The sequence below is a fragment of the Aestuariivirga sp. genome (genome assembly GCF_047600585.1).
Taxonomy (GTDB): Bacteria; Pseudomonadota; Alphaproteobacteria; order Rhizobiales; family Aestuariivirgaceae; genus Aestuariivirga.
The window spans coordinates 627,267-648,203 of sequence record NZ_JASGKP010000001.1; the positions used below are offsets into that span (position 1 = coordinate 627,267).

A 20,937-nucleotide genomic window follows, 5' to 3' on the forward strand; every position below is an offset into this window, starting at 1 on the left:
GGCAGCTCATGTTCAGGAGTGACTGACTTGACCGAAAAGACCCTGCGCACACCGCTCTATGAAGCGCATGTTGCGCTGAAGGCCCGAATGGTGCCCTTCGCCGGCTACGAAATGCCGGTCCAGTACCCCACAGGTATTCTCACGGAACATACTTGGACCCGCGACCATGCGGGCCTGTTCGATGTCTCCCACATGGGGCAGTGCCTCATCACGGGCAGCAGCTTCGAGCAGGTGGCCGCGGCCATGGAAAGCCTGGTGCCGGCCGACATCCTCGGCCTCGCCCCGCAGCAGCAGCGCTACTCGCAGCTGCTGGCCGACGACGGCGGTATCCTCGATGACCTCATGATCACCCGCTCGGTGAAGCCGGGCGAGCTCTATGTGGTCGTGAACGCCGCCTGCAAGGAAGCTGACTTCGCCCACATCGCGGGGCGGCTGCCAGTGGGCATCACGCTCACGAGGCTCGACCACAAGGCGCTGCTGGCCCTTCAGGGGCCGGAGGCGGAGGCTGTGCTCGCCTCCCTCAGTCCGGCGGTGCGGGATATCGCTTTCATGTCCTACCAGCTGCTCGACCTCGCCGGGATCAAGGGCGTGCATGTCTCGCGCTCGGGCTACACGGGCGAGGACGGCTTCGAACTCTCGCTCGATGCGGGGGACGTGGTGAAGCTGTGGACCACGCTTCTTGCCGATGAACGCGTCAAGCCCATCGGCCTTGGCGCGCGCGACTCGCTTCGACTCGAAGGCGGGCTTTGCCTCTATGGCCACGACATCGACACGACAACGTCGCCCATCGAAGCGGGCCTCACCTGGTCCATTGCCAAGCGGCGGCGGGAGGAGGGCGGTTTCCCCGGCCACACCCGCATCAAGAATGAGCTGACCTCGGGCCTGAAGCGCGTGCGTGTCGGCATCAAGCCGGACGGGCGTTTGCCTGCCCGCGAGGGCAGCATCATCCAGAATGCTGCGGGCCGCGAGATCGGCAAGGTCACCTCCGGCGGCTTCGGCCCCACGGTCAACGGGCCTGTTGCCATGGGTTATGTCGACAAGGCCCATTCTGCCGCCGGCACGCCTCTCTTCCTCGTTGTGCGGGACAAGGCCATCCCCGCCAGCGTCGTCAAGCTTCCCTTTGTTCCCAACCGTTTCAAGCGCTGAAGGAGTTCACCATGAGCGTCAAGTTTACCGAAGAACACGAATGGATCACGGTTTCGGGTGGCGTTGCCACCGTCGGCATCACCACCCACGCCGCAGAACAGCTGGGCGACGTGGTGTTCGTTGATCTTCCCGCCATCGGCAAGACGGTGGAGAAGGGCAAGGAAGCCGCCGTCGTCGAAAGCGTGAAGGCCGCAAGCGAAGTCTATGCGCCCATCGACGGCGAGATCGTCGAAGTGAACAAGTCGATTGCCGACGAGCCCTCGCTGGTCAACAGCGACCCGGAAGGCGGCGCCTGGTTCATGAAGATCAAGATCGCCAATCCCGCCCAGCTCGACGGCATGATGGACCGCGCCGCCTACGACAAGTTTGTGGGCAAGTGAGGCAGCAATCATGGACAAGCGTATTGCGCTGAAGGACCTCGAGCCCGGCGCCAATTTCATTCGCCGCCACATCGGCCCCGATGAGGCGGAAACCGCAGCCATGCTGAAGACGGTGGGGGCCAGCACCCTCGACGACTTCATCGACAAGGTGGTGCCGCGCAAGATCCGCGCCAAGCGCCCCCTCGACCTTGCCAAGCCGATGCCGGAGCGCACCGCGCTCTCCTATCTGCGCGAGGCCGCCAGCCGCAACGAGGTCTTCACCTCGATGATCGGCATGGGCTACTACGGCACCATCACGCCCAAGGTGATCCTGCGCAACATCCTGGAGAACCCGGGCTGGTATACCGCCTACACGCCTTATCAGGCGGAAGTGAGCCAGGGCCGCCTTGAGGCGCTGCTGAACTACCAGCAGATGATCGTCGACATGACGGGCCTTCCCATCGCCAATGCCTCGCTTCTTGATGAGGGCACGGCGGCGGCGGAAGCCATGACCATGGCGAAGCGTGTGGCGAAGTCGCCATCGACCGCCTTCTTCGTCGATGCCGACACCCATCCGCAGACGATCGGCGTCATGGAAACCCGCGCCAAGGGCTTCGGCTATACGCTGGTGATCGGCGATCCGCTGAAGGACCTGCGGGCCGCCGAAGTCTTCGGCGCGCTGCTCTCCTATCCCGGTTCCTCGGGTGAGGTGCGCGATTTCACGGGCGTGATTTCGGCGTTGCATGGCGCCGGCGCACTGGCCATCGTCACGACCGATCTTCTCGCGCTGGCGCTTCTCAAGACGCCAAGTGAAATGGGGGCGGACATCGCCATCGGCTCGTCGCAGCGCTTCGGCGTGCCCATGGGCTTCGGCGGGCCGCACGCGGCCTTCTTCGCCACGCGCGACGAATACAAGCGCACCATGCCGGGCCGCCTCATCGGCGTTTCGGTCGATGCCAAGGGCAACCGGGCGCTCCGCATGGCGCTTCAGACCCGCGAGCAGCACATCCGGCGCGAGAAGGCGACCAGCAACATCTGCACCGCGCAGGTTCTGTTGGCGGTGATCGCCTCGATGTTCGCCGTCTACAACGGGCCCAAGGGCATCCGCAAAACCGCGGAACGCACCCACCGCTTTGCCGAGGTCTTCGCGGCGGCGGTCACGTCGTGGGGCTTCGAGGTGGCCACCAAGTCGTACTTCGATACGGTGACCCTGCACGTGCCGGGCCGCGCCCACATGCTGTGGGCCAAGGCCAAGGAGAAGCGCATCAACCTGCGCTTCGTCGATGCCAACCACCTCGGCATCTCCTTCGACCAGACGACGCGCCGCCAGGAGCTGATGAAGCTGCTCTCGGTGTTCAAGTCGGATGCGGAGCGGGTGATCGATGTGGACGCGATCGACAGCAAGATCGGGGAGGTCATTCCGCCGGCCCTGCAGCGGAAGAGCACCTTCCTCACGCATCCCGTGTTCTCGATGTATCACTCGGAAACCGAGATGCTGCGCTATCTCCGCCACCTGCAGTGCAAGGATCTGGCGCTCGACCAGGCGATGATCCCGCTCGGCTCCTGCACCATGAAGCTCAATGCCACGAGCGAGATGATCCCGGTGACATGGCGCGAATTCGCCATGCTGCATCCCTTCGCACCGCTGGAGCAGACGCAGGGCTATCAGCAGCTCTTCGAAGAGCTTGAGGAGATGCTGGCCGAGATCACCGGCTTCGATGCCATCTCGCTGCAGCCCAACGCGGGTTCGCAGGGCGAATACGCGGGCCTGCTGGCGATCAAGCGCTATCACGAATCCTGGGGCAACCATGAGCGTGACATCTGCCTGATCCCGGTCTCGGCGCACGGCACCAATCCGGCCTCTGCGGCGATGGCGGGGCTCCAGATCGTCGCGGTGGCCTGTGACGCGCAGGGCAACGTCGACGTGAAGGACCTCGAGGCCAAGGCGCAGCAGTATTCCTCGCGGCTGGCGGCCCTGATGATCACCTATCCCTCGACGCATGGCGTGTTCGAGGAGGCGATCATCGACATCTGCGCGATCATCCATGCCCATGGCGGGCAGGTCTATCTGGATGGCGCCAACCTCAATGCGCAGGTTGGGCTGATGCGCCCGGCCGAGCTGGGGGCGGATGTCTGCCACATGAACCTGCACAAGACCTTCTGCATCCCGCACGGCGGCGGCGGGCCGGGCATGGGCCCCATCGGCGTCAAGGCGCATCTGGCGCCCTTCCTGCCGGGGCACACGGTGGTCGATGGCGTCAACCCCGCGGCGGGCAAGGAGGGCCATCTCGGTGCCGTTTCGTCCGGTCCCTGGGGCTCGGCTTCGATCCTGCCGATCTCGTGGATGTACATCGCCATGATGGGCGGCGAGGGGCTGGCCAAGGCAACCGCCATGGCCATTCTCAACGCCAACTACATCGCGGCCCGCCTCAAGCCGCATTTCCCGGTGCTCTACACGGGCCCGGGCGGCTTCGTGGCGCACGAGTGCATCCTCGACCTCCGTGACCTCAAGGAGCGCACCGGCCTCAGCGTGGAGGACGTGGCGAAGCGTCTGGTGGACTATGGCTTCCATGCCCCCACCATGTCGTTCCCGGTCGTCGATACGCTGATGATCGAGCCCACGGAGTCTGAAGGTAAGCGCGAGCTTGACCGCTTCTGTGACGCGATGATCGCCATCGCGGGCGAGATCGCCGCGGTGGAGAAGGGCAAGGCCGACCGGGTGGACAACGTGCTGAAGAACGCGCCTCACACCCACGCCGAGCTTTTCGGCGAGTGGACGCATCCCTACTCGAAAGAGCAGGCCTTCTTCCCGCTCCGCCAGTATCCCAACGACAAGTACTGGCCGCCGGTGGCGCGTGTCGACAACGTTCATGGCGACCGCAACCTCGTGTGCATCTGCCCGCCGATGAGCGAGTACCTCGAGGCGGCGGAGTAAGGCTGGCTGGCGCTGTCATTCACGCGCACCACTCTCACACCGTCATTCCGGACGCGCGCCTTGATCGAGCAAGAGCGAGATGTCGCGCGCGAGCCGGAATCCAGCTTTTGCCAATCAGAAAAAGCTGGGCCCCCGCCTTCGCGGGGGTGACGACAGGAAAAAGCGGTGTGAGGGGATGACCCAACAAAAAACCCGGCCGCGAGGCCGGGTTTTTCATTGCGCCCAAGGGCGCGAAATCAGTTGAGGCGGGTCTTCACCGCGGCGATGGACTCGCTCACGAGGCCTTCGCCGGCCTTGCCCTTCATGCCGTCCTTGAGGAGGCTGGCTGCAGCGGCAACGGCCAGATCGGCGGCACGGGCGCGCACGTCCTTGGCGGCGGCGGCTTCAGCCTGGGCGATCTTGGTTTCGGCCTGCTTGGTGCGGCGCTCGATGGCTTCGGACAGCTTCTTCTTGGCTTCCTCGGCATAGAGGGCGGCATCGGCCTTGGCGCGGGCGACGATTTCACCGGCTTCCTTTTCGGCGTCGAGGCGCTTCTGCTTGTATTCGGCGAGAAGGGCTTCGGCCTCTTCACGGAGGCGGCGGGCCTCGTTCAGTTCACCGGCGATGCGGGCCGAACGGTCGTCCAGCATCTTGCCGGCCGACTTGTGGGCGCCGGCCCACAGCACGATACCGAGGAATAGTACCAGCGCCACGAAGGCGAAGAAGGTGTTGTCGAGGGCGAGGCCGGCGGCAAGGGTGGGGGCGAGGCTGGTGATGAGCATGTCCGTTATCCCTTGATGGCCTTGGCCACCGCGGCCTTGGTGACCTTGCCGCCGCCGAGAGCGGCAACAATTTCGGCAGCCGAGTTGGCGGCGATGTCTTCCACCGCGTCGAGCGCCTTGGCCTTGCTGGCGGCGATCTTGGCTTCCGCGTCCGACACCTTCTTGGCGAGGGCCGCGTCGAGCTTGTGGCTTTCGGCGTCCACGTCTTTGGTCACTGCCTCGCGGGTGGTGCGGGCGATGTCATTGGCATTGGCGCGGGCGTCGGCGAGGGCCTTTTCATAGGCCTTCACCGCCGCTTCGGTTTCGTTCTTGAGGGCGTTGGCGCGCGCCAGGTCACCATTGATGGTGGCCATGCGCTTCGTCAGGATGGCGGAGAGACGCGGCAGGATGACCTTGCTCATCAGCACGTAGAGTGCCGCGAAGAAGATCACGAGCCAGAAAAGCTGCGACGGATAGGTCTTGGTGTCGAGCGGCGGGAAAACCCCGTGATGCTCGCCACCGCTGGCTTCCGTGCCCTCGGTGGTGCCCTGGGCTTCGCCACCGGCGGCAGCGGCAGGCGCCGTTTCCTCGGCGACCTGGAATTCAACCGTCGTTGCAGTCGTGCTCTGCGACATCGCACATCCTCGAATAGTGGGATGGACCGGAACACCTCAGGCGAGGCACGCTCCGGTCCGGATCAGATGTTCAACTCTTGAGGCCGATCAGGCGACGAAGAGGAGGAGGAGCGCCACAACGAGCGAGAAGATGCCGAGACCTTCAGCGAGAGCGGCGCCGATCAGCGCGTTGGTGAACTGGGCACCGGCAGCGGCGGGGTTGCGGAGCGCACCAGCCAGGTAGTTGCCGAAGATGTGGCCCACGCCGATACCGGCGCCACCCATGCCGATGCAGGCGATGCCCGCGCCGATAAGCTTTGCTGCTGCTGGATCCATTTTGAGTTCTCCTTGAGTGATGGATTGGTTTTAGTGGTGGGTATGAAGCGCGTCGTTGAGATAGACGCACGTCAGAATGGCGAAGACGAAGGCCTGCAGGAACGCGACCAGGAATTCAAGCGCGGTGAGGGCAACTGCCATGGCAAGCGGCGCAACCGCGCCCAGAATGCCGAGGCCGCCCGCAGCACCGAGGCTGACGACGAAGCCGGCGAAGACCTTCAGCACGATGTGGCCCGCAAGCATGTTGCCGAACAGACGCAGGCCGAGCGAGATCGGGCGCGACAGGAAGGAAATGATTTCGATGAGCGAGATGAAGGGCAGGATGACGAGCGGCACGCCGTGCGGCACGAAAAGCTTGAACCAGCCCAGACCGTGCTTCCAGATGCCGACGACGACCACGAGGCCGACGACGAAGAGCGCAAGCGAGGCGGTGACGATGACGTGGCTCGTGACCGTGAAGAAGTAGGGGAACATGCCGAGCATGTTGGCGACGAGCACGAAGGAGAACAGCGAGAAGACGAGGGGGAAGAACTTCTTCCCGTCCGGCCCCAGCACGTTGTGCACCATGTTGTCGATCATGCTGTACCAGAGTTCGCCCACCGACTGCAGGCGGCCCGGAACGAGGGCGGCGCGGCCGGAAGCGAGCCAGAGGAAGCCGGTGATCACCGCAACCGTGACGCCCATGAAGAGGGCGGAGTTGGTGAAGCTGATCTCATAACCGCCGAGATTGAACGACCCGGTGAGGTCATGGATTTGGAACTGGTGAATAGGATCGTTGGCCACGATCAGTCCTCTTCTTCATCATCCGCCTTGTCGGGCGGCGTCATTTTGCGAAGCTCCTCCGCCGTGGGCTGGCTCCTGTTCGCGGCACGCGACATGTTCAGGATGCCGGCGCCAAAGCCGAGCAGCAGAAAGATGATCAGGAACAGTGGAAGCGTCCCCGTCAGGTAATCGATGCCGTAGCCCAGAAGGCCCCCGACCAGCACGCCTGCCACGAACTCGCTGGCGAGGCGGTAGCCCTTGGAATAATCCTTGGCGCTCTCGTAGCGGTTCGAGGGCTGTCTGGCCGCCGCCTGTTCGGTCGTCTCGGCCGCGATGCGGTCGGACAGGTCCTTGAGGCGGTTGGAAAGATCACCCAGCTTCGGGTCGGTCTCGCTGCCGGGGTCTTTCGGTTTGCGCGGGTTGGCCATGGTGTCACAGTCTCCGGGCAATGAAAAACGCGTCCGGAAAGAGGCCTTTCCAAAGCGCGCTCTCCTTAGTTCGCGGGCGAAAGTGTGTCAAGAATTGGATTCGGGTTTTAACCCGTTGGAATTCCAATGGCTTTGCCGCCGATGCCGCGCTGCGGCAAGAGTTCACGGGCCGGGCGGCGCCGCACCGGGGCGAATCCGCTCCTTGGCGGCCGCAGGAACGGGCGAAGAGCCTCCGGCCCTGCCTCCATCTTTGCCACTGGCCAGGGCATCCACGACCGTCCGCTCCATGCTACGGCCCACCGGGATATCGACGCCGTCGCGGAGCACCAGCACCAGTCTCCGGCCGGAGCGGCGCGTGCCGGTGACGAAGGCGCGGTTCACCCAGAAGGATTTATGGACGCGCATGCCGGTGTCACCCAGATCGGCCGTGACGTCGCTGAAACGGGCGCGCTTGTGTTCGACGCGGTCGCTGTAGACCATCTTCACATAGTGGTCCTCGGCCTCGACATAGATGAGTTCGCTGGCTGCAGCGCGATGTGCATCGGCGGGCGGGGCGGAAACAAGAGCGGCGCCGCTCTGGAAAGTGCCAGCATTCCGTTCGCGCAGGAGGCGGGCGCACAGCACCACGACTGAGAAATAGAGAAGTGACGCCGGCCACTCCAGGGCATCGTGGGTGTGGTTGAAGCTGTAGGAACAGATCTTCATGGCGGTGAAGGTGAGAACGACGACCAGCACGATGTCGGCCATCGCGTCATGCAACACGGGTCGGCTGCCGGTGTGGGTGGCGGCGAGATGATCGCTGTAGACCTGTCGCAGGAAGAGGGCGAGATAGCCCAGCACCGCCATGGCGAGGGCAAAGGGGAGAACGGGAACGACAGCGCCGATCTCGGCCACGTTCGAGGCGCAGAACAGGATGGCACCCGCCACGATGACGGCGACCAGACCCGCCGTCTGAACGCCCGTCAGAAAGGCCCGGCGCGAACGGTCAGGACCGCCGTCCATCCGATGTCTTGAGTCCGGTCCACTCACTTCGTCCGCCCCCTTGATACCGATGACGCCAGTCCGCCAGTCCATTCTGCCGCCAGCAGTCCTGACGTCACACCTCTACTTGAGATTGAGTTCGCGCCCAACTCATCGTAAATTCTGCGCCGGTTCTGCTGCTATCCTTGGTTTGTTCTATACAATATTGCAAGTAAAACGACTTCCACAAGCTCTTTGAAAGTTTGGGTTTTTGAGAAAAACTCATGTTTCGGTTGTGGCGTAAGTAGAGCGGGTCCACCGTCGCCGTTGCGGCCTCAATCCGCACTTGGGCGGTTGCAATCTAGGGATGAAATTTGGACTGCAAGGCAGGCCGTTTGAGCGCAATTCTTCACGCAAACCGGGCGCGGTAGGCCGTGCCTGTTCACGCCACCCACGGGAAAGGCCCGCGAAACGCCTCTGACCGTTCACGCCCGGCCCTGTCGTTGCAAGCCACAGCAAAGTGTCGCACGGAGGATGGAGAGGGTGGGGATCAGAGCAGGCGGCGCGACTCGAGTTCGCGGCGAAGCATCTCCGGTGTCGTGAAATGGCAGGCCTGCCAGCCCGCCGCCTCGGCGCCCTTCACGTTCTTCAGGCTGTCGTCGATGAACAGGCACTGCGCCGGGTCGAGGCCGTTCCGTGTGCAGAGCAGGTCGAAGATGGCGCGGTCCGGCTTGATCAGCCCTTCGTCGCCCGACACGACGATGTCGCGGAAGCGGTCCAGGAACGAGAAGCGGGCGCGCGTCTCGCGGAAGGTTTCGCCGTTCCAGTTGGTGATGGCATAGAGCGGCGCGCCGCGGGCATGCAGTTCGTCGAGAATGGCAACCGAGCCTTCAATGGCGCCCGGCACCATCTCCATCCAGCGTTCGCGATAAAGGGCGATCTCGTGCGCATGAGCGGGGTGGCGGGCCACAGCTTCGGCAATCGCGTCGGGCCAGGAGCGGCCGCGATCCTGCTCGAGATTCCAGTTGCCGTGGCAGACCTCGGAGAGGAACCACTCCATTTTCGCGGGATCATCGAAGACCTTGCGGTAGAGATGGCGCGGGTCCCACTCGATCAGCACCATGCCGAGGTCGAACACAACATTCATGCGGATACATCCTCCGGGGCAGGCGCGGGCAGCAGCGGCTCATACATCATGATGGCGTGATTGGCGGTGATGAATTCCTCACCCAGCGGTGCCGCCGTCACGGCATCACGCGCCCGCCGCCACAACTCGTTGTGACGGGAATAGCCGCCCCACCACTCCGGCCTGATCTCGTGATTCATTTCAAAGATTTCGTAACGCTTCTTCTGCGGCGCAGAACAGCGCCAGGCGCCACGCAGCCAGTCGTTCTTCTGCCAGACGTTGAGCTGGTAGGTATCGGTGGTGGGGTTGCGGATCTGCAGGTCGATGTAGTTGTAGGCGCAGGTGGCACCCGAGGCGAAAGGCTGGGTGCGGCCCGCATCGGGGAAGACATCGAAGCCATGCCGCCAGCGCTCCACCACTTCGAGGTCGGTGTGGATGGTCATCCAGTAGATGAGATTGGTCATCTGGCAGAGGCCGCCACCCACGTCCTCGGCAAGCTTGCCGTTCTTCAGCACGAAGCCCACCTTGAAGCCGCGCCGCAGGCTGGGCTTGCCCACCATGCGCCAGAAGGAAAAGGTCTCGCCCGGCTTCAGGATCACGCCGTCGATGCAGGCGGCAGCGATCTTCAGGCTCGCCATCTTGTTGCGCTGGAGCGTCATGTCGACGCCCGAGAGTTCGCGCAGCATCGGCGTGCCGTGCTGCATGTGCATGTGGGGAAGCTGTTGCTGACTCCGCTCGGTGGCGAAGCGCGTGGATGAGAGATACCACGAGAGGCGGCGCTTGTTGACGTAGTAGAGGCGGCCCAGGGCGAGGCGCAGCGCAGACCTTTTCAGCGGTTTGGGCAGCGCCTGCTTCACGGGGGTCAGCCTGCTTCGGCCAGTTCCGTTGCTTCCTCGAGGTTCACCGAGACAAGCTGCGAGACGCCGCGCTCCATCATGGTGACGCCGAAGAGGCGGTTCATGCGGGCCATGGTCAGCGGATGGTGGGTGATGATGAGGAAGCGCGTCTCGGTCCGCTGCAGCATGGCGTTGAGCAGGTTGCAGAAGCGTTCGACGTTGTGGTCGTCGAGCGGCGCGTCGACTTCGTCCAGCACGCAGATGGGCGAGGGGTTGGTGAGGAACACCGCGAAGATGAGGGCGAGCGCCGTGAGCGTCTGCTCGCCGCCCGAAAGGAGCGAGAGCGTCGTCGGCTTCTTGCCGGGCGGCTTGGCGAGGATCTCAAGGCCGGCTTCCAGCGGATCATCCGACTCGATCAATTGCAGTTCCGCTTCGCCGCCGCCGAACAGCGTGGTGAAGAGTTCGGTGAACTTGGCGTTGACGGTGCCGAAGCTGTCGAGCAGGCGCTGGCGGCCTTCCTTGTTGAGCGAGCCGATGGCGCCGCGCAGCTTGGTGATGGCCTGGACGAGTTCGTCCTTCTCGGTCCGCATCTTGTCGAGTTGCTCAGCCACCGCAGCGGCCTCTTCCTCGGCACGGAGGTTGACGGCGCCAAGGCGCTCGCGGTCTTCGCGGAGCGAGACAAGCTTGCTCTCGATCTCCTCGGCCGACGGCAGCTTCTCGGGATCGACGCCGGCGGAGGCGAGAACCTCCGAGGGCTGGCAGTTCAGCGTCTCGGCGATGCGGCCCTGGCACTGGTCGTGACGCTGGCGCGAGGCTTCGAGGCGCGCACCGAGGCGGGCATGCTCTTCGCGCGAGGTGGCGGCGCGTTCCTGCGCCTCGCGGAGCGCACGGTCGGCCTCGCGGACATTGTTCTCGGCTTGCTGCAGGGCATCGGCTGCGGCCTTGCGGTCGCGTTCGGCCTCGCTCAGCATGTTCATCAGCTTGAAGCGGCGGTCGGCCAGCTGCTGCGGCATGGCCGCCATTTCGGCAAGGCCGGCTTCGGTTTCGCTGAGGCGGGTGGAGAGCGTTTCCACCTGATCGCGGGCCTTGGCGGCGCGGGCGCGCCACTGCTCGGTTTCCTGCGCAATCGCCTTGAGGCGGTCGCTGCGCATGCGGGCTTCACGTTCGAGCCCATCGTGGCGGGCGCGGGCCTCGCCATAGGTGGTGCGCTCGCGGTTGAGGGTATCGCGAAGGCCTGCCGCTTCTATCTGCAGGCCGTCGAGGGCGGGGAGAGCGGCCACTTCGGCGCTCACGGCCTCGAGGGCGGAGGCCACTTCGCTGCGCTGGGCGTCGGTGCGGCGGTGGGCTTCGTCGAGGGCGCTGGTCTGGGCCGTCTGTTCGGCAAGCTTGCGCTCGTGCATCTGCAACGCCCGGCGGGCGACATCGAGGGCGGACGTCGCGGCGCGCCACGCCTCGCGGCGCTCGCGCTCGGTCTTGACGCCGGCGTCGACCGCAAGGCGGGCGGCCTCATGTTCGCTGCGGGCAGCTTCGGCGGCGCCCTGCGCCTCCTTCATCTCGGCTTCGAGCGAGACGAGGCGGTTCCGTTCAGCAAGGCGCTTGGCGGCAGCACTCGGCGCTTCCGCGCCAGCCACGAAACCATCCCAGCGCCAGACATCGCCTTCGCGCGAGACCAGACGCTGGCCGGGCTTCAGTTGCGGCTGCACGGCGGCACCCACGCTGCGCGAGACCACGCCCACGTGCGAGAGGCTGCGCCACAGGGCAGGGGGCGCTTGCACATGCTTGGAGAGGGGGGTGGCATCGCCCGGCAGCGGCGGAATGTCGGCAAGCTGTTGCAGCGTGCGCCAGTGCACCGGCGCGCCTTCGTCGGAGGAGGCTTCGATATCGTCGCCCAGCGCCGCAGCCAGTGCCGTTTCATAGCCGGGCTCGACGTTGAGCGCATCGACAACCGAAGGCCACAGGCCGCCGGAATCGTTCTTGAGGAAATTCGTCAGTGTACGGATTTCGGTCGAGAGTTGGTCGGCCTTGCGGCGGGCCTCGTCGTGGGCGGTGCGCTTCTCGCCTTCGCTGCTGCGGGCGGTGCGGAGCGAGGCCTCCGCCGCGTTCGCTTCTGTTTCAGCATCGGATGCTGCTGTCACGGCGGCCTCGACGGCGGCGGCAAGGGCCGCACCATCACCCACGTCGCCAAGCTGCGCGATGAGGTTGGACTTGCGCTGGGCGATCGACTGCAATTCGCTGTCGAGGCGGGCGAGGCGGTTCTGCTGTTCGGCGAGGCTGCGCTCCATGGCGCTGCGCTGGGCGGCGAGATCGGCGAGCTTGCGGCCTGCCTCATCGGCCGCTTCCTGGGCGCGGGCCAGGGCATCGGCGGCGGCCTGCAAGGCCTGGGCCGCTTCGGCGCGGCGTTCGGCATCGGCCCCGGAGGAGGCTTCGAGATCGGTTGCCTCTTCGGCGAGGCGAGCGATCACGCCGTCCGTATCGGCGAGCAGGCCTTCTTCGCGACTCACGTCGGCGCGGATCTGCGACTGGCGCTGCTTCAGTTCCTGCAGGCGGGCCTCGACACGCTTCTCCTCGTCATCGAGGGTGGCGCGTTCCAGCGTCAGGCGCTGCAGTACGGCGGCGCGTATGGTTTCCTGTTCGCGCAAGTTCGGCAGCGTGTCGCCCAACTCGTCGCGGGTGCGCAGGCTTTCCGAGGCGGCACGGGTGTGCTCGGCGAGGATGCGGGTTGCTTCTTCGAGGAGATGCGTGTCGCGCTCCACGTCGGCGGCGGCATCGCGCCAGGCCACGAACAGGCCGGCCGCTTCCAGCTTGCGGATTTCGCCCGAGACCTGCTTGTACTTCACCGCCTGCCGGGCCTGACGCTTCAGGCTGTTCAACTGGCTCTCGAGCTGCGAGGTCACGTCGTCGAGGCGGGCGAGGTTCTGTTCCGCGGCGCGGAGCTTCAGTTCGGCCTCGTGGCGGCGGGTGTGCAGGCCGGTGATGCCGGCAGCCTCTTCAAGGATGAGGCGGCGCGACTGCGGCTTGGCGTTGATGATCTCCGAGATCTGCCCCTGGCGCACGAGGGCGGGTGAGCGCGAGCCCGTGGAGGCATCGGCGAAGAGCAGCTGCACGTCGCGGGCGCGCACTTCACGGCCGTTGACGCGGTAGGTCGAGCCATCGTCGCGGACGATGGCCCGGCTCACCTCGAGGATTTCGGAATCGTTGAAGGCGGGCGGGGCAGAGCGGTCCTCGTTTGTCAGGGTGATCAGCACCTCCGCCATGTTGCGGGCGGGGCGCTGGGTGGTGCCCGAGAAGATCACGTCCTCCATGCCGGAGGCGCGCATGGACTTATACGAGTTTTCACCCATGGCCCAGCGCAGGGCTTCCAGCAGGTTGGACTTGCCGCAGCCGTTCGGGCCGACGATGCCGGTGAGACCCGGCTCGATGACCAGTTCGGTCGGTTCCACGAATGACTTGAAGCCGGTGAGCCTCAGCCGCGTGAACTTCATGATTGCCCCGTTCCCTTCAACGTGTCCCCAGACCGGCCCGGCGCTCAGCCGAGCATCGGGTCGATCACGGCCTTCAGGCCTTCGATGGTGTGGTCGCCTTCATAGCGTTTGAAGCCGGCATCGCTGCCGCCCTTGATGAAGATTGTCGGAATGCCGGTAACGCCGAAGCCTTCGGCGCGCTTGCGCTCGGTGAGGATCTTCTGGGCCACATCGACGTTCTTGATGCAGTCGTTGAAGGCCTGCTCGGTGAAGCCGGCCTGCAGCGCGATGGCCTTCAGGCCCTCGAGCGGATTGGGCAGCCAAGTCGCTTGGGTTTTGAACAGCGCGCCGACGATGCCCATGTACTTGTCGGGCGGGGCGCAGCGGGCGATCATGAAGCCGCCGAGGCCGGCATCGTTGTGCGGGAACTCGCGGAACAGGAAGCGCACCTTGCCGGTGTCGATGTAGTCCTTCTTCAACGCCGGATAGACGTTCATGAAGAAGTCGGCGCAGTGCGGGCAGCTTGACGAGGCGTATTCGATCACCGTCACCTTGGCATCGGCCGAACCTTCGGCGATTTCGCCGTTGGCGGGCGGCTCGGCCAGCTTGGACAGGTCGGGTGCATCCTCCGCCATGGCGACGGCGGGGAAGAGGGCCGTGGTCGCAACCGAGGCCAGCAGAAGACGGCGGGAGATCTGGATCATAGGGGCTTTCCTACTTGATGTTGGGGGGCAAGGCCACACGCCTGTTACCCCTGTGGAGAACGTGATTTTTCAGTGAGAATTCCGTCCCTTAAACGGGCGAGCGCCTGTTTTAGTTCATCGTCTTCGAGCCTTTCCATGGCGGCGGGCAGCGGCTTCTCACCTGTCTGCGGCGCAGACTTTCCGGCCTTGCCCGGCGCGGACGGCAGGGCCGCTTGCCCTGCCACCACCTTCACCTTGGCGATGGCCGCATAGCCCAGATAGGCATTGATCCGCTCGCGAACCAGTTCTGCCTTGTACTGAATGTCGAGGGCGCGGCCGGGGGCGGCCTTGAGGGTGAGCGTGCCGGCGGGGGCGGCACCTGCCTCCTTGGGACGTGACCAGGAGATGCGCTCGGGCAGGCAGAGCCCAGCGATGTCCTCGCCCACGATCACCGCCCAATGGCTCAACAGGTCGGCGCTCTGGAAGCCGTGCTTTTCAAACGCGGCCTTGGTGAGCGTGCGGAAGTGTTTGTCGAGGGTTTCCATTGTGCGAGAATATGCCGTCAATCCGGAGCGGAATCATAGCGCAAACCATGGCGGAAGAGGGGCTGAAAAGAAGGCCGGAAAAAGGGTCTGTTGAGGCGGTGCGGCTGCTGGCCTGGTACGATTCCCATGGCCGGGACCTGCCCTGGCGGGTGAAGGGGCACCACTCCGGCGAGCGCCAGGACCCATACTTCGTCTGGCTGTCGGAGGTGATGCTGCAGCAGACGACGGTTGCCGCGGTGCGCGACTATTTCCGGAAGTTCATCGCGCTGTGGCCCACGGTGGAGGCGCTGGCGGCAGCCGACCTCGATGACGTGCTGCGCGCCTGGGCGGGGCTTGGCTACTATGCCCGCGCCCGCAATCTGCACGCCTGCGCCAAGGCGGTGGTGGAGCGCCATGGGGGCCGTTTTCCCGCGTCCTATGAGGCGCTGCTGGCGCTGCCCGGCGTCGGCCCCTACACGGCGGCGGCGATTGCTGCGATCGCCTTCGACCTCCGCCATGCGGCGATTGACGGCAATGTGGAGCGGGTGATCTCCCGCTACTACGCCATCGAACAGCCGTTGCCGGAGTCGAAGCCCGAGATTCGCGCGCGGGCCGAGGCACTGGTGCCTGAGCAGCGCGCCGGTGACTTCGCCCAGGCAATCATGGACCTGGGTGCCACGCTTTGCACCCCGAAATCGCCCAACTGCCTGATTTGTCCGTGGACGGAGGATTGCCGTGGGCGCATCGCCGGCATTGCGGCGGAGCTGCCGCGCAAGGCGGCGAAGAAGACGGTGCCCACACGGCGCGGCCATGCCTACTGGATCACGCGCGCCGATGGCGCGGTATTGCTGCGGCGGCGGCCCGAGAAGGGCCTGCTCGGCGGCATGATGGAAATTCCCTCAAGCGAATGGCTGGCAAAGCTGCCGGACGAAGAGAAGTCGGCGCCGGTTGATGCCGCATGGCGCAGGCTGCCCGGCGTGGTCACGCACACCTTCACGCATTTTCATCTCGAGCTGACGGTGTGGGCGGCGGAGGTGGACAACGCCACGCTGCCGGAGTCACGATTCGTCGCCCGCCGTGATCTTCATGCGGAAGCACTGCCCACGGTGATGCGCAAGATCGTCGCCCATGTTTTGGGCGAAGCATAATAAGTTAGCGCCGTCCGCCCACTTCATCGATGTGACGGAGCAGGTCTGCGGGGTCTTCATAGACGCGGTATGCCCCGGCGCGTTCAAGTTCGCCCGTCGAGTAGCCGCCTGAGAGAAGCCCGATGCCAAGTGCGCCGGCACGGCGCGACGCCAGCATGTCCCACACCGCATCACCGACCACGCAAGCATGGGCGATGTTGGTGCCGAGCTTCTCGGCGCAGGCGATGAAAAGGTCCGGGTCCGGCTTGGCGTAGCGCACGAGGTCGCGGGTGATCACCACATGCTTGGCCGGATCGACACCAAGGGCTTCCAGCACCGGGCCTGCCGTGCGCATGCGGCCCGAGGTGGCGATGCCCCAGGGAATTTCGTTGTCGCTGAGATGCTTCAACAGTTCGCGCGCGCCCGGCAGCACGACGGTGCCGGTGGCGCGGGTGTTGTAGTGATGGGCGTGAAGGTCGCTCAGTTCCTGGCGCAGCTTGTCATCGATCTCGTGGCCAAGCTCGCGGGAGAGGGCAGCGGTGAAGAGATCACCCGACATGCCGATACGGCGATGGATGCGCCAGATCGAGACGTCGATGTTCTTCTCGCGCAGCGCCCGGTGCCAGGCCATGACGTGGTCATAGACGCTGTCGACGAGGGTGCCGTCGAGATCGAAGAGGAACGAGGTTTGGGTGCGGGCTGAAGGACGGTCTGACATGCCCGCATGAATAGGGCCAAAGCGGCTCACAGACAAATGCGGAAAACGCAGGCTGGCTGCCCGCGTTTTTCGTCAATCACTCATCAGAATGATGGATTTAGGCCACCGACGCCATCTCGGCGCGCACCTGCTGGCGCAGGATGTCGATGGGCACGAGGTTGGGGCCGCGCTGCACGTGCCAGAAGGTCCAGCCGTTGCAGGCTTCCGCGCCCTGCACATGGGCACCGATCTTGTGGATCGAGCCGGAATTGTCCTTGCAGGCGATGGAGCCGTCGACACGGACGCGCGCCGCGATGCGGTGGGTGGGATCGTAGATCGTCTCGCCGACTTTGACGAGGCCGCGCTCGATCAGCGTGCCAAAGGGCACGCGCGGTTCCGCGCGCTTGCCCGTCGTGGTCTTGAGGGCATCCTCGGGCAGGGGCTCGGTCGCTGCGATGCGGGCGCGGGCGCCGCGGGCGTAAGTTTCTTCGCGCTCGATGCCGATGAAGTTGCGGCCAAGCTGCTTGGCGACCGCACCCGTGGTCCCGGTGCCGAAGAAGGGATCAAGCACGATGTCGCCCGGATTGGTGGAGGCCAGCATCACGCGCTGGAGCAGGGCCTCGGGCTTCTGCGTGGGATGGAGCTTGTCGCCCGCGGCATCCTTCAGGCGCTCGCCGCCGGTGCAGAGCGGCAGCGTCCAGTCGGAGCGCATCTGCTGGTCGTCGTTGAAGACCTTCATCGCATCATAGTGGAAGCAGTACTTCGAGCCTTCCTCGCGCGAGGCCCAGATCAGCGTCTCGTGGGCATTGGTGAAACGGCGGCCGCGGAAGTTCGGCATCGGGTTGGTCTTGCGCCAGATCACGTCGTTGAGGATCCAGAAGCCCAGGTCCTGCATGACCGTGCCGACGCGGAAGATGTTGTGATAGGAGCCGATGACCCAGATGGCGCCGTTGGGCTTGAGCACGCGGCGGCATTCCGCAAGCCACGCCTTGGTGAAGCTGTCGTAGTCGGCGAAGGACGAGAACTTGTCCCAGTGATCGTCAACGGCATCGACCTTGCTCTGGTCGGGGCGGGTGAGATCGCCGTTGAGCTGGAGATTGTAGGGCGGATCGGCGAAGACGAGATCGACGGAACCCGTCGGAATCTTCTTCAGCTCGGTGAGGCAATCGCCCTGCAGAATCTGGTTCTGCAGCAGCTTCACATCCGGCTTCACAATCACGCCCATCGCACTCACCCACACACAAATCAGTTGTTGTTGTGCGTGTTATGAGTCCTCGGAGTCAGCGCGTGAATCGAAACCCCGAAATATGGTTAATCCGCAAGCAGCGCGCGGATCGGTGCAAAGCTCCTGCGATGCTCGGGGCAGGGGCCGAGCTTGCGCAACGCCACCTGATGCGTCTCGGTGCCGTAGCCCTTGTGTGACGCGAAGCCGTAGCCGGGATAGTGGGAATCGAGCGTGCGCATCAGGCGGTCGCGCGTCACCTTTGCGATGATCGATGCTGCGGCGATGGAGAGGCACTTGCCGTCACCTTCGATCACTGTCTCGGCACGGCAGGAGAGCGGCGGCGCGCGGTTGCCGTCGACCAGCGCCACATGCGGGACCTGCCCGAGCGCCGCCACGGCCTGCACCATCGCTTCATAGGTGGCCTGCAGGATGTTGATCTCGTCGATGCGGGGCGCCTGCACGATGCCCACGCCCACGATGCCCGCCGCCATGATCGGCTCGAACAGGGCGTCGCGTCTTGCTTCGGTGAGTTTCTTGGAGTCGTTGAGGCCGGGCGGAATGCGGCCGGGTGTCAGAATGACGGCCGCCGCAACGACAGGCCCCGCCCAGGGCCCGCGTCCCGCTTCATCCACGCCGCACACGATCATGTCCTGCATCAGGAATTCCGTTTCGCGGTCGAAGGTCGGGAACAGCATGCCGTTCCATTAGCCAACAACCTTGAGTCGCTCCAATTTCCACGTGCTGTTTTTCCGCAGCTTATCGGCTGCAGTGGAAAAATCGAAGCACGCGGGGCGGGAAACCGGGATGCACTAGAACAACGCCATCTGCTCGCCCTTCTGGATGGGGCGGTGGAAGAGGTCGGTGCGGAGTTTCAGGCGTTCGGCGTTGAGACCAAGGCGCTGGGCCGCCATCTGGAAGCGCCGCCCGATCATCCAGGCGATGGGGCCGGTGCCGGTGTGGCGGGTGCCGAAGTTGGGGTCGTTCTCGCGCCCGCCGCGCACGTCCTTCACATGGCTCATCACCTTGGCAGCGCGGTCCGGATGTTCGCGGTCGAGCCAGTCCTTGAAGATCTCCTTCACCTCGAAGGGCAGGCGCAGCATGGTGTAGCCTGCTTCCGCCGCACCGGCATTGCGGGCAGCCTTGAGGATGTTCTCGATCTCGTGGTCGTTGAGGCCGGGAATGATCGGCCCCATCATCACCACGGTGCGCACGCCGGCCTTGGCCAGCGCCTCTATGGCGGCAAGGCGCTTTGCCGGCGTGGAGGCGCGCGGCTCCATGCTGCGCGCGAGCTTCGGATCGAGCGTCGTCACCGAGAGTGCCACCTTCACGAGGTCCTGCTCCGCCATGGGCTTGAGCAGGTCGAGGTCGCGCATGACATTGGCCGACTTGGTGACGATGCCGAAGGGATGGCGGAATTCCGCCAGCACCTCGATCACGCTGCGGGTGATGCGGTAGCCGCGCTCGATGGGCTGGTAGGGATCCGTATTGGCGCCGAGCGCGATCGTCGCCGGCGTGTAGTTGGTCGCGGATAATTCCTCCCGGAGGAGCGCCGCCGCGTTCGGCTTGATGAAGAGCTTGCTCTCGAAGTCGAGACCCGGCGAGAGGCCCATGTAGGCGTGGGCGGGCCTCGCATAGCAGTAGATGCAGCCGTGCTCGCAGCCGCGATAGGGATTGATGGAACGGTCGAAGGAAATGTCCGGCGACTGGTTGCGGGTGATGATCGTCTTCGGCGCTTCGGTGAAGATCTCTGTTCGCAGCTTCGGAATATCGGCAAGGGACTCCCAGCCGTCATCGACCCAGCTCTCCGAATAGGTTTCGAAGCGCCCCATGGGGTTGATGGCAGCACCGCGGCCGCGTTCCAGTTGCGGCAGGCGCTCAAGCTTCCCCGTTCCGAGCGCATCGGGCGCAAGGCCGGAAGAGGGGCGCATGGTCATCAGGGTGGGCATGGCGAAGAAGGTAATCTGTCACCGTGAACAAATCAAGAACAATCTTGCCGAAGCGGGCAAATCCGGGCATGGCGCGGGTTCCTCATGATGCACTCCCGCAATCTGCTGCTTGCCCTTCTGCCGCCCCTGTTCTGGGGCGTTGGCTTCACCCTGACGAAGCCTGCCTCGGCCCATTTCCAGCCGCTTTTCATGATGCTGCTGGTCTATGCGGTGATTGCCCTGATCATGCTGGTGGCCCACCGGGAGATGCCCAAGACGCCGTGGCTGAAGCTGACAGTGATCGCCGCCTTCTCGGTCACGATCCAGGGCGCGCTGATGTTTTCGGCCCTTGCCTATGTGGAGGCGACGACGGCGAACCTCGTGCTCCAGACCCAGGTGCCGATTGCCATCCTGCTGGGGTGGCTCCTCCTCGGCGAGGCGCTCGATGGGCGGAAGATCCTGGGCACGGCGATCGCGCTCACCGGTGTCGCTATCGTCATCGGCCTGCCGCAGGAGCGGCCGCCGCTGTTGCCGGTGCTCGCGGTCATCGCCGCCGGCGCCACCTGGGCGCTGGGGCAGGTGCTGACGCGGCTGTGGTCGCGGGATTCAGGGCTGATGGTGCTGAAGGCGAATGCGCTCTTCGGTGTGCCGCAGTTGCTGGTGGCGACACTCGTCCTCGAACGCGGGCAGTGGCAGTCGATCGTTTCGGCCACACCGCTCGACTGGTTCTATCTCGCCTTCGTCTGCTTCATCGGATTCTATGCGGCCTATGCGGCGTGGTTCACGCTGCTGAAGCGCGTGCGGGTGGATGAAGCCACACCCTTCGTGATGCTGATGACGCCGATCGGCGTGATCTCGGCGGTGGTACTGCTGGGGGAGACGCTGCACTGGCCACAGGTGGTGGGCGGCATCATCCTGCTCATCGGCCTCGCCATCGTGAGCGGTGTGCTCGGGCGCAGGGTGGTAGTCAGATAAGTCCCCTCATCCGGCCTTCGGCCACCTTCTCCCCGGAGGGGAGAAGGCGATCATGTTTGGCCTTCTCCCGCTTGCGGG

Annotated in this window: 20 protein-coding genes; 5 read left to right on the forward strand and 15 right to left on the reverse strand. The window is 64.9% G+C overall.

The features are described from left to right. Positions 1 to 87 precede the first annotated feature (87 nt). From gcvT to gcvP, 3 genes are read left to right on the forward strand one after another with little or no spacing between them, the layout of a single operon-like run. Entirely contained in the window at positions 88 to 1,146 is a 1,059-nt protein-coding gene (gene gcvT / locus QM801_RS02860) for a glycine cleavage system aminomethyltransferase GcvT (RefSeq protein ID WP_415020883.1), read from the forward strand. Between the two features lie 11 nt (positions 1,147 to 1,157). Then, entirely contained in the window at positions 1,158 to 1,526 is a 369-nt protein-coding gene (gene gcvH, locus QM801_RS02865; RefSeq protein ID WP_415017702.1) for a glycine cleavage system protein GcvH, read from the forward strand. Positions 1,527 to 1,536: 10 nt separating this feature from the next. After that, a complete protein-coding gene (gcvP, locus tag QM801_RS02870; RefSeq protein ID WP_415017703.1) occupies positions 1,537 to 4,440 on the forward strand; it encodes an aminomethyl-transferring glycine dehydrogenase in 2,904 nt (967 codons plus the stop codon). 236 nt (positions 4,441 to 4,676) lie between these two features. Here gcvP and QM801_RS02875 read toward each other — a convergent pair whose 3' ends face one another. The 11 genes from QM801_RS02875 to QM801_RS02925 form a co-directional block, all read right to left on the reverse strand. Next, complete coding sequence (locus QM801_RS02875; protein ID WP_415017704.1) at positions 4,677 to 5,201, reverse strand: ATP F0F1 synthase subunit B; 525 nt, start codon at positions 5,199 to 5,201, stop codon at positions 4,677 to 4,679. 5 nt (positions 5,202 to 5,206) lie between these two features. Further along, on the reverse strand, positions 5,207 to 5,815 hold the full coding sequence (locus QM801_RS02880) for an ATP F0F1 synthase subunit B (RefSeq protein ID WP_415017705.1): 609 nt from the start codon (positions 5,813 to 5,815) through the stop codon (positions 5,207 to 5,209). 87 nt (positions 5,816 to 5,902) lie between these two features. Next, complete coding sequence (locus QM801_RS02885) at positions 5,903 to 6,130, reverse strand: F0F1 ATP synthase subunit C (protein ID WP_415017706.1); 228 nt, start codon at positions 6,128 to 6,130, stop codon at positions 5,903 to 5,905. Positions 6,131 to 6,160: 30 nt separating this feature from the next. Next, entirely contained in the window at positions 6,161 to 6,913 is a 753-nt protein-coding gene (locus QM801_RS02890) for a F0F1 ATP synthase subunit A (RefSeq protein WP_415017707.1), read from the reverse strand. Positions 6,914 to 6,915: 2 nt separating this feature from the next. Beyond that, positions 6,916 to 7,320 carry an AtpZ/AtpI family protein gene (locus tag QM801_RS02895; RefSeq protein ID WP_415017708.1) on the reverse strand — a complete coding sequence of 135 codons (405 nt, stop codon included), beginning with the start codon at positions 7,318 to 7,320 and terminating at the stop codon, positions 6,916 to 6,918. A 162-nt stretch (positions 7,321 to 7,482) separates the two neighbouring features. Next, entirely contained in the window at positions 7,483 to 8,322 is an 840-nt protein-coding gene (locus tag QM801_RS02900) for a LytTR family DNA-binding domain-containing protein (RefSeq protein WP_415017709.1), read from the reverse strand. A gap of 508 nt (positions 8,323 to 8,830) precedes the next feature. Beyond that, on the reverse strand, positions 8,831 to 9,427 hold the full coding sequence (locus QM801_RS02905; RefSeq protein ID WP_415017710.1) for an HAD family hydrolase: 597 nt from the start codon (positions 9,425 to 9,427) through the stop codon (positions 8,831 to 8,833). Beyond that, positions 9,424 to 10,263, reverse strand: coding sequence for a VanW family protein (locus QM801_RS02910; protein WP_415017711.1), 840 nt, complete (start codon positions 10,261 to 10,263; stop codon positions 9,424 to 9,426). The genes QM801_RS02905 and QM801_RS02910 overlap by 4 nt, the downstream gene beginning before the upstream one ends. A gap of 5 nt (positions 10,264 to 10,268) precedes the next feature. Further along, a complete protein-coding gene (smc, locus tag QM801_RS02915; protein ID WP_415017712.1) occupies positions 10,269 to 13,724 on the reverse strand; it encodes a chromosome segregation protein SMC in 3,456 nt (1,151 codons plus the stop codon). Between the two features lie 44 nt (positions 13,725 to 13,768). Then, positions 13,769 to 14,407 carry a DsbA family protein gene (locus tag QM801_RS02920; RefSeq protein ID WP_415017713.1) on the reverse strand — a complete coding sequence of 213 codons (639 nt, stop codon included), beginning with the start codon at positions 14,405 to 14,407 and terminating at the stop codon, positions 13,769 to 13,771. A gap of 44 nt (positions 14,408 to 14,451) precedes the next feature. Beyond that, positions 14,452 to 14,931 (reverse strand): DUF721 domain-containing protein, encoded by a 480-nt coding sequence (locus QM801_RS02925; protein WP_415017714.1) that lies wholly within the window; start codon positions 14,929 to 14,931, stop codon positions 14,452 to 14,454. Positions 14,932 to 14,978: 47 nt separating this feature from the next. On the opposite strand from QM801_RS02925, the gene mutY reads away from it, so the two are divergent. Then, entirely contained in the window at positions 14,979 to 16,058 is a 1,080-nt protein-coding gene (gene mutY / locus QM801_RS02930) for an A/G-specific adenine glycosylase (protein WP_415017715.1), read from the forward strand. A gap of 4 nt (positions 16,059 to 16,062) precedes the next feature. Here mutY and QM801_RS02935 read toward each other — a convergent pair whose 3' ends face one another. From QM801_RS02935 to QM801_RS02950, 4 genes are all read right to left on the reverse strand, one after another. Continuing rightward, complete coding sequence (locus tag QM801_RS02935; RefSeq protein ID WP_415017716.1) at positions 16,063 to 16,755, reverse strand: HAD family hydrolase; 693 nt, start codon at positions 16,753 to 16,755, stop codon at positions 16,063 to 16,065. 97 nt (positions 16,756 to 16,852) lie between these two features. Continuing rightward, a complete protein-coding gene (locus QM801_RS02940; protein ID WP_415017717.1) occupies positions 16,853 to 17,959 on the reverse strand; it encodes a site-specific DNA-methyltransferase in 1,107 nt (368 codons plus the stop codon). A gap of 86 nt (positions 17,960 to 18,045) precedes the next feature. Continuing rightward, positions 18,046 to 18,654: a ribonuclease HII gene (locus QM801_RS02945; RefSeq protein ID WP_415017718.1), complete on the reverse strand. Its 609-nt coding sequence runs from the start codon at positions 18,652 to 18,654 to the stop codon at positions 18,046 to 18,048. A gap of 114 nt (positions 18,655 to 18,768) precedes the next feature. Beyond that, entirely contained in the window at positions 18,769 to 19,905 is a 1,137-nt protein-coding gene (locus tag QM801_RS02950; protein ID WP_415017719.1) for a PA0069 family radical SAM protein, read from the reverse strand. A gap of 84 nt (positions 19,906 to 19,989) precedes the next feature. Here QM801_RS02950 and QM801_RS02955 point away from each other — a divergent pair, with 84 nt between their 5' ends. Beyond that, entirely contained in the window at positions 19,990 to 20,859 is an 870-nt protein-coding gene (locus QM801_RS02955) for a DMT family transporter (RefSeq protein WP_415017720.1), read from the forward strand. Positions 20,860 to 20,937: the final 78 nt, after the last annotated feature.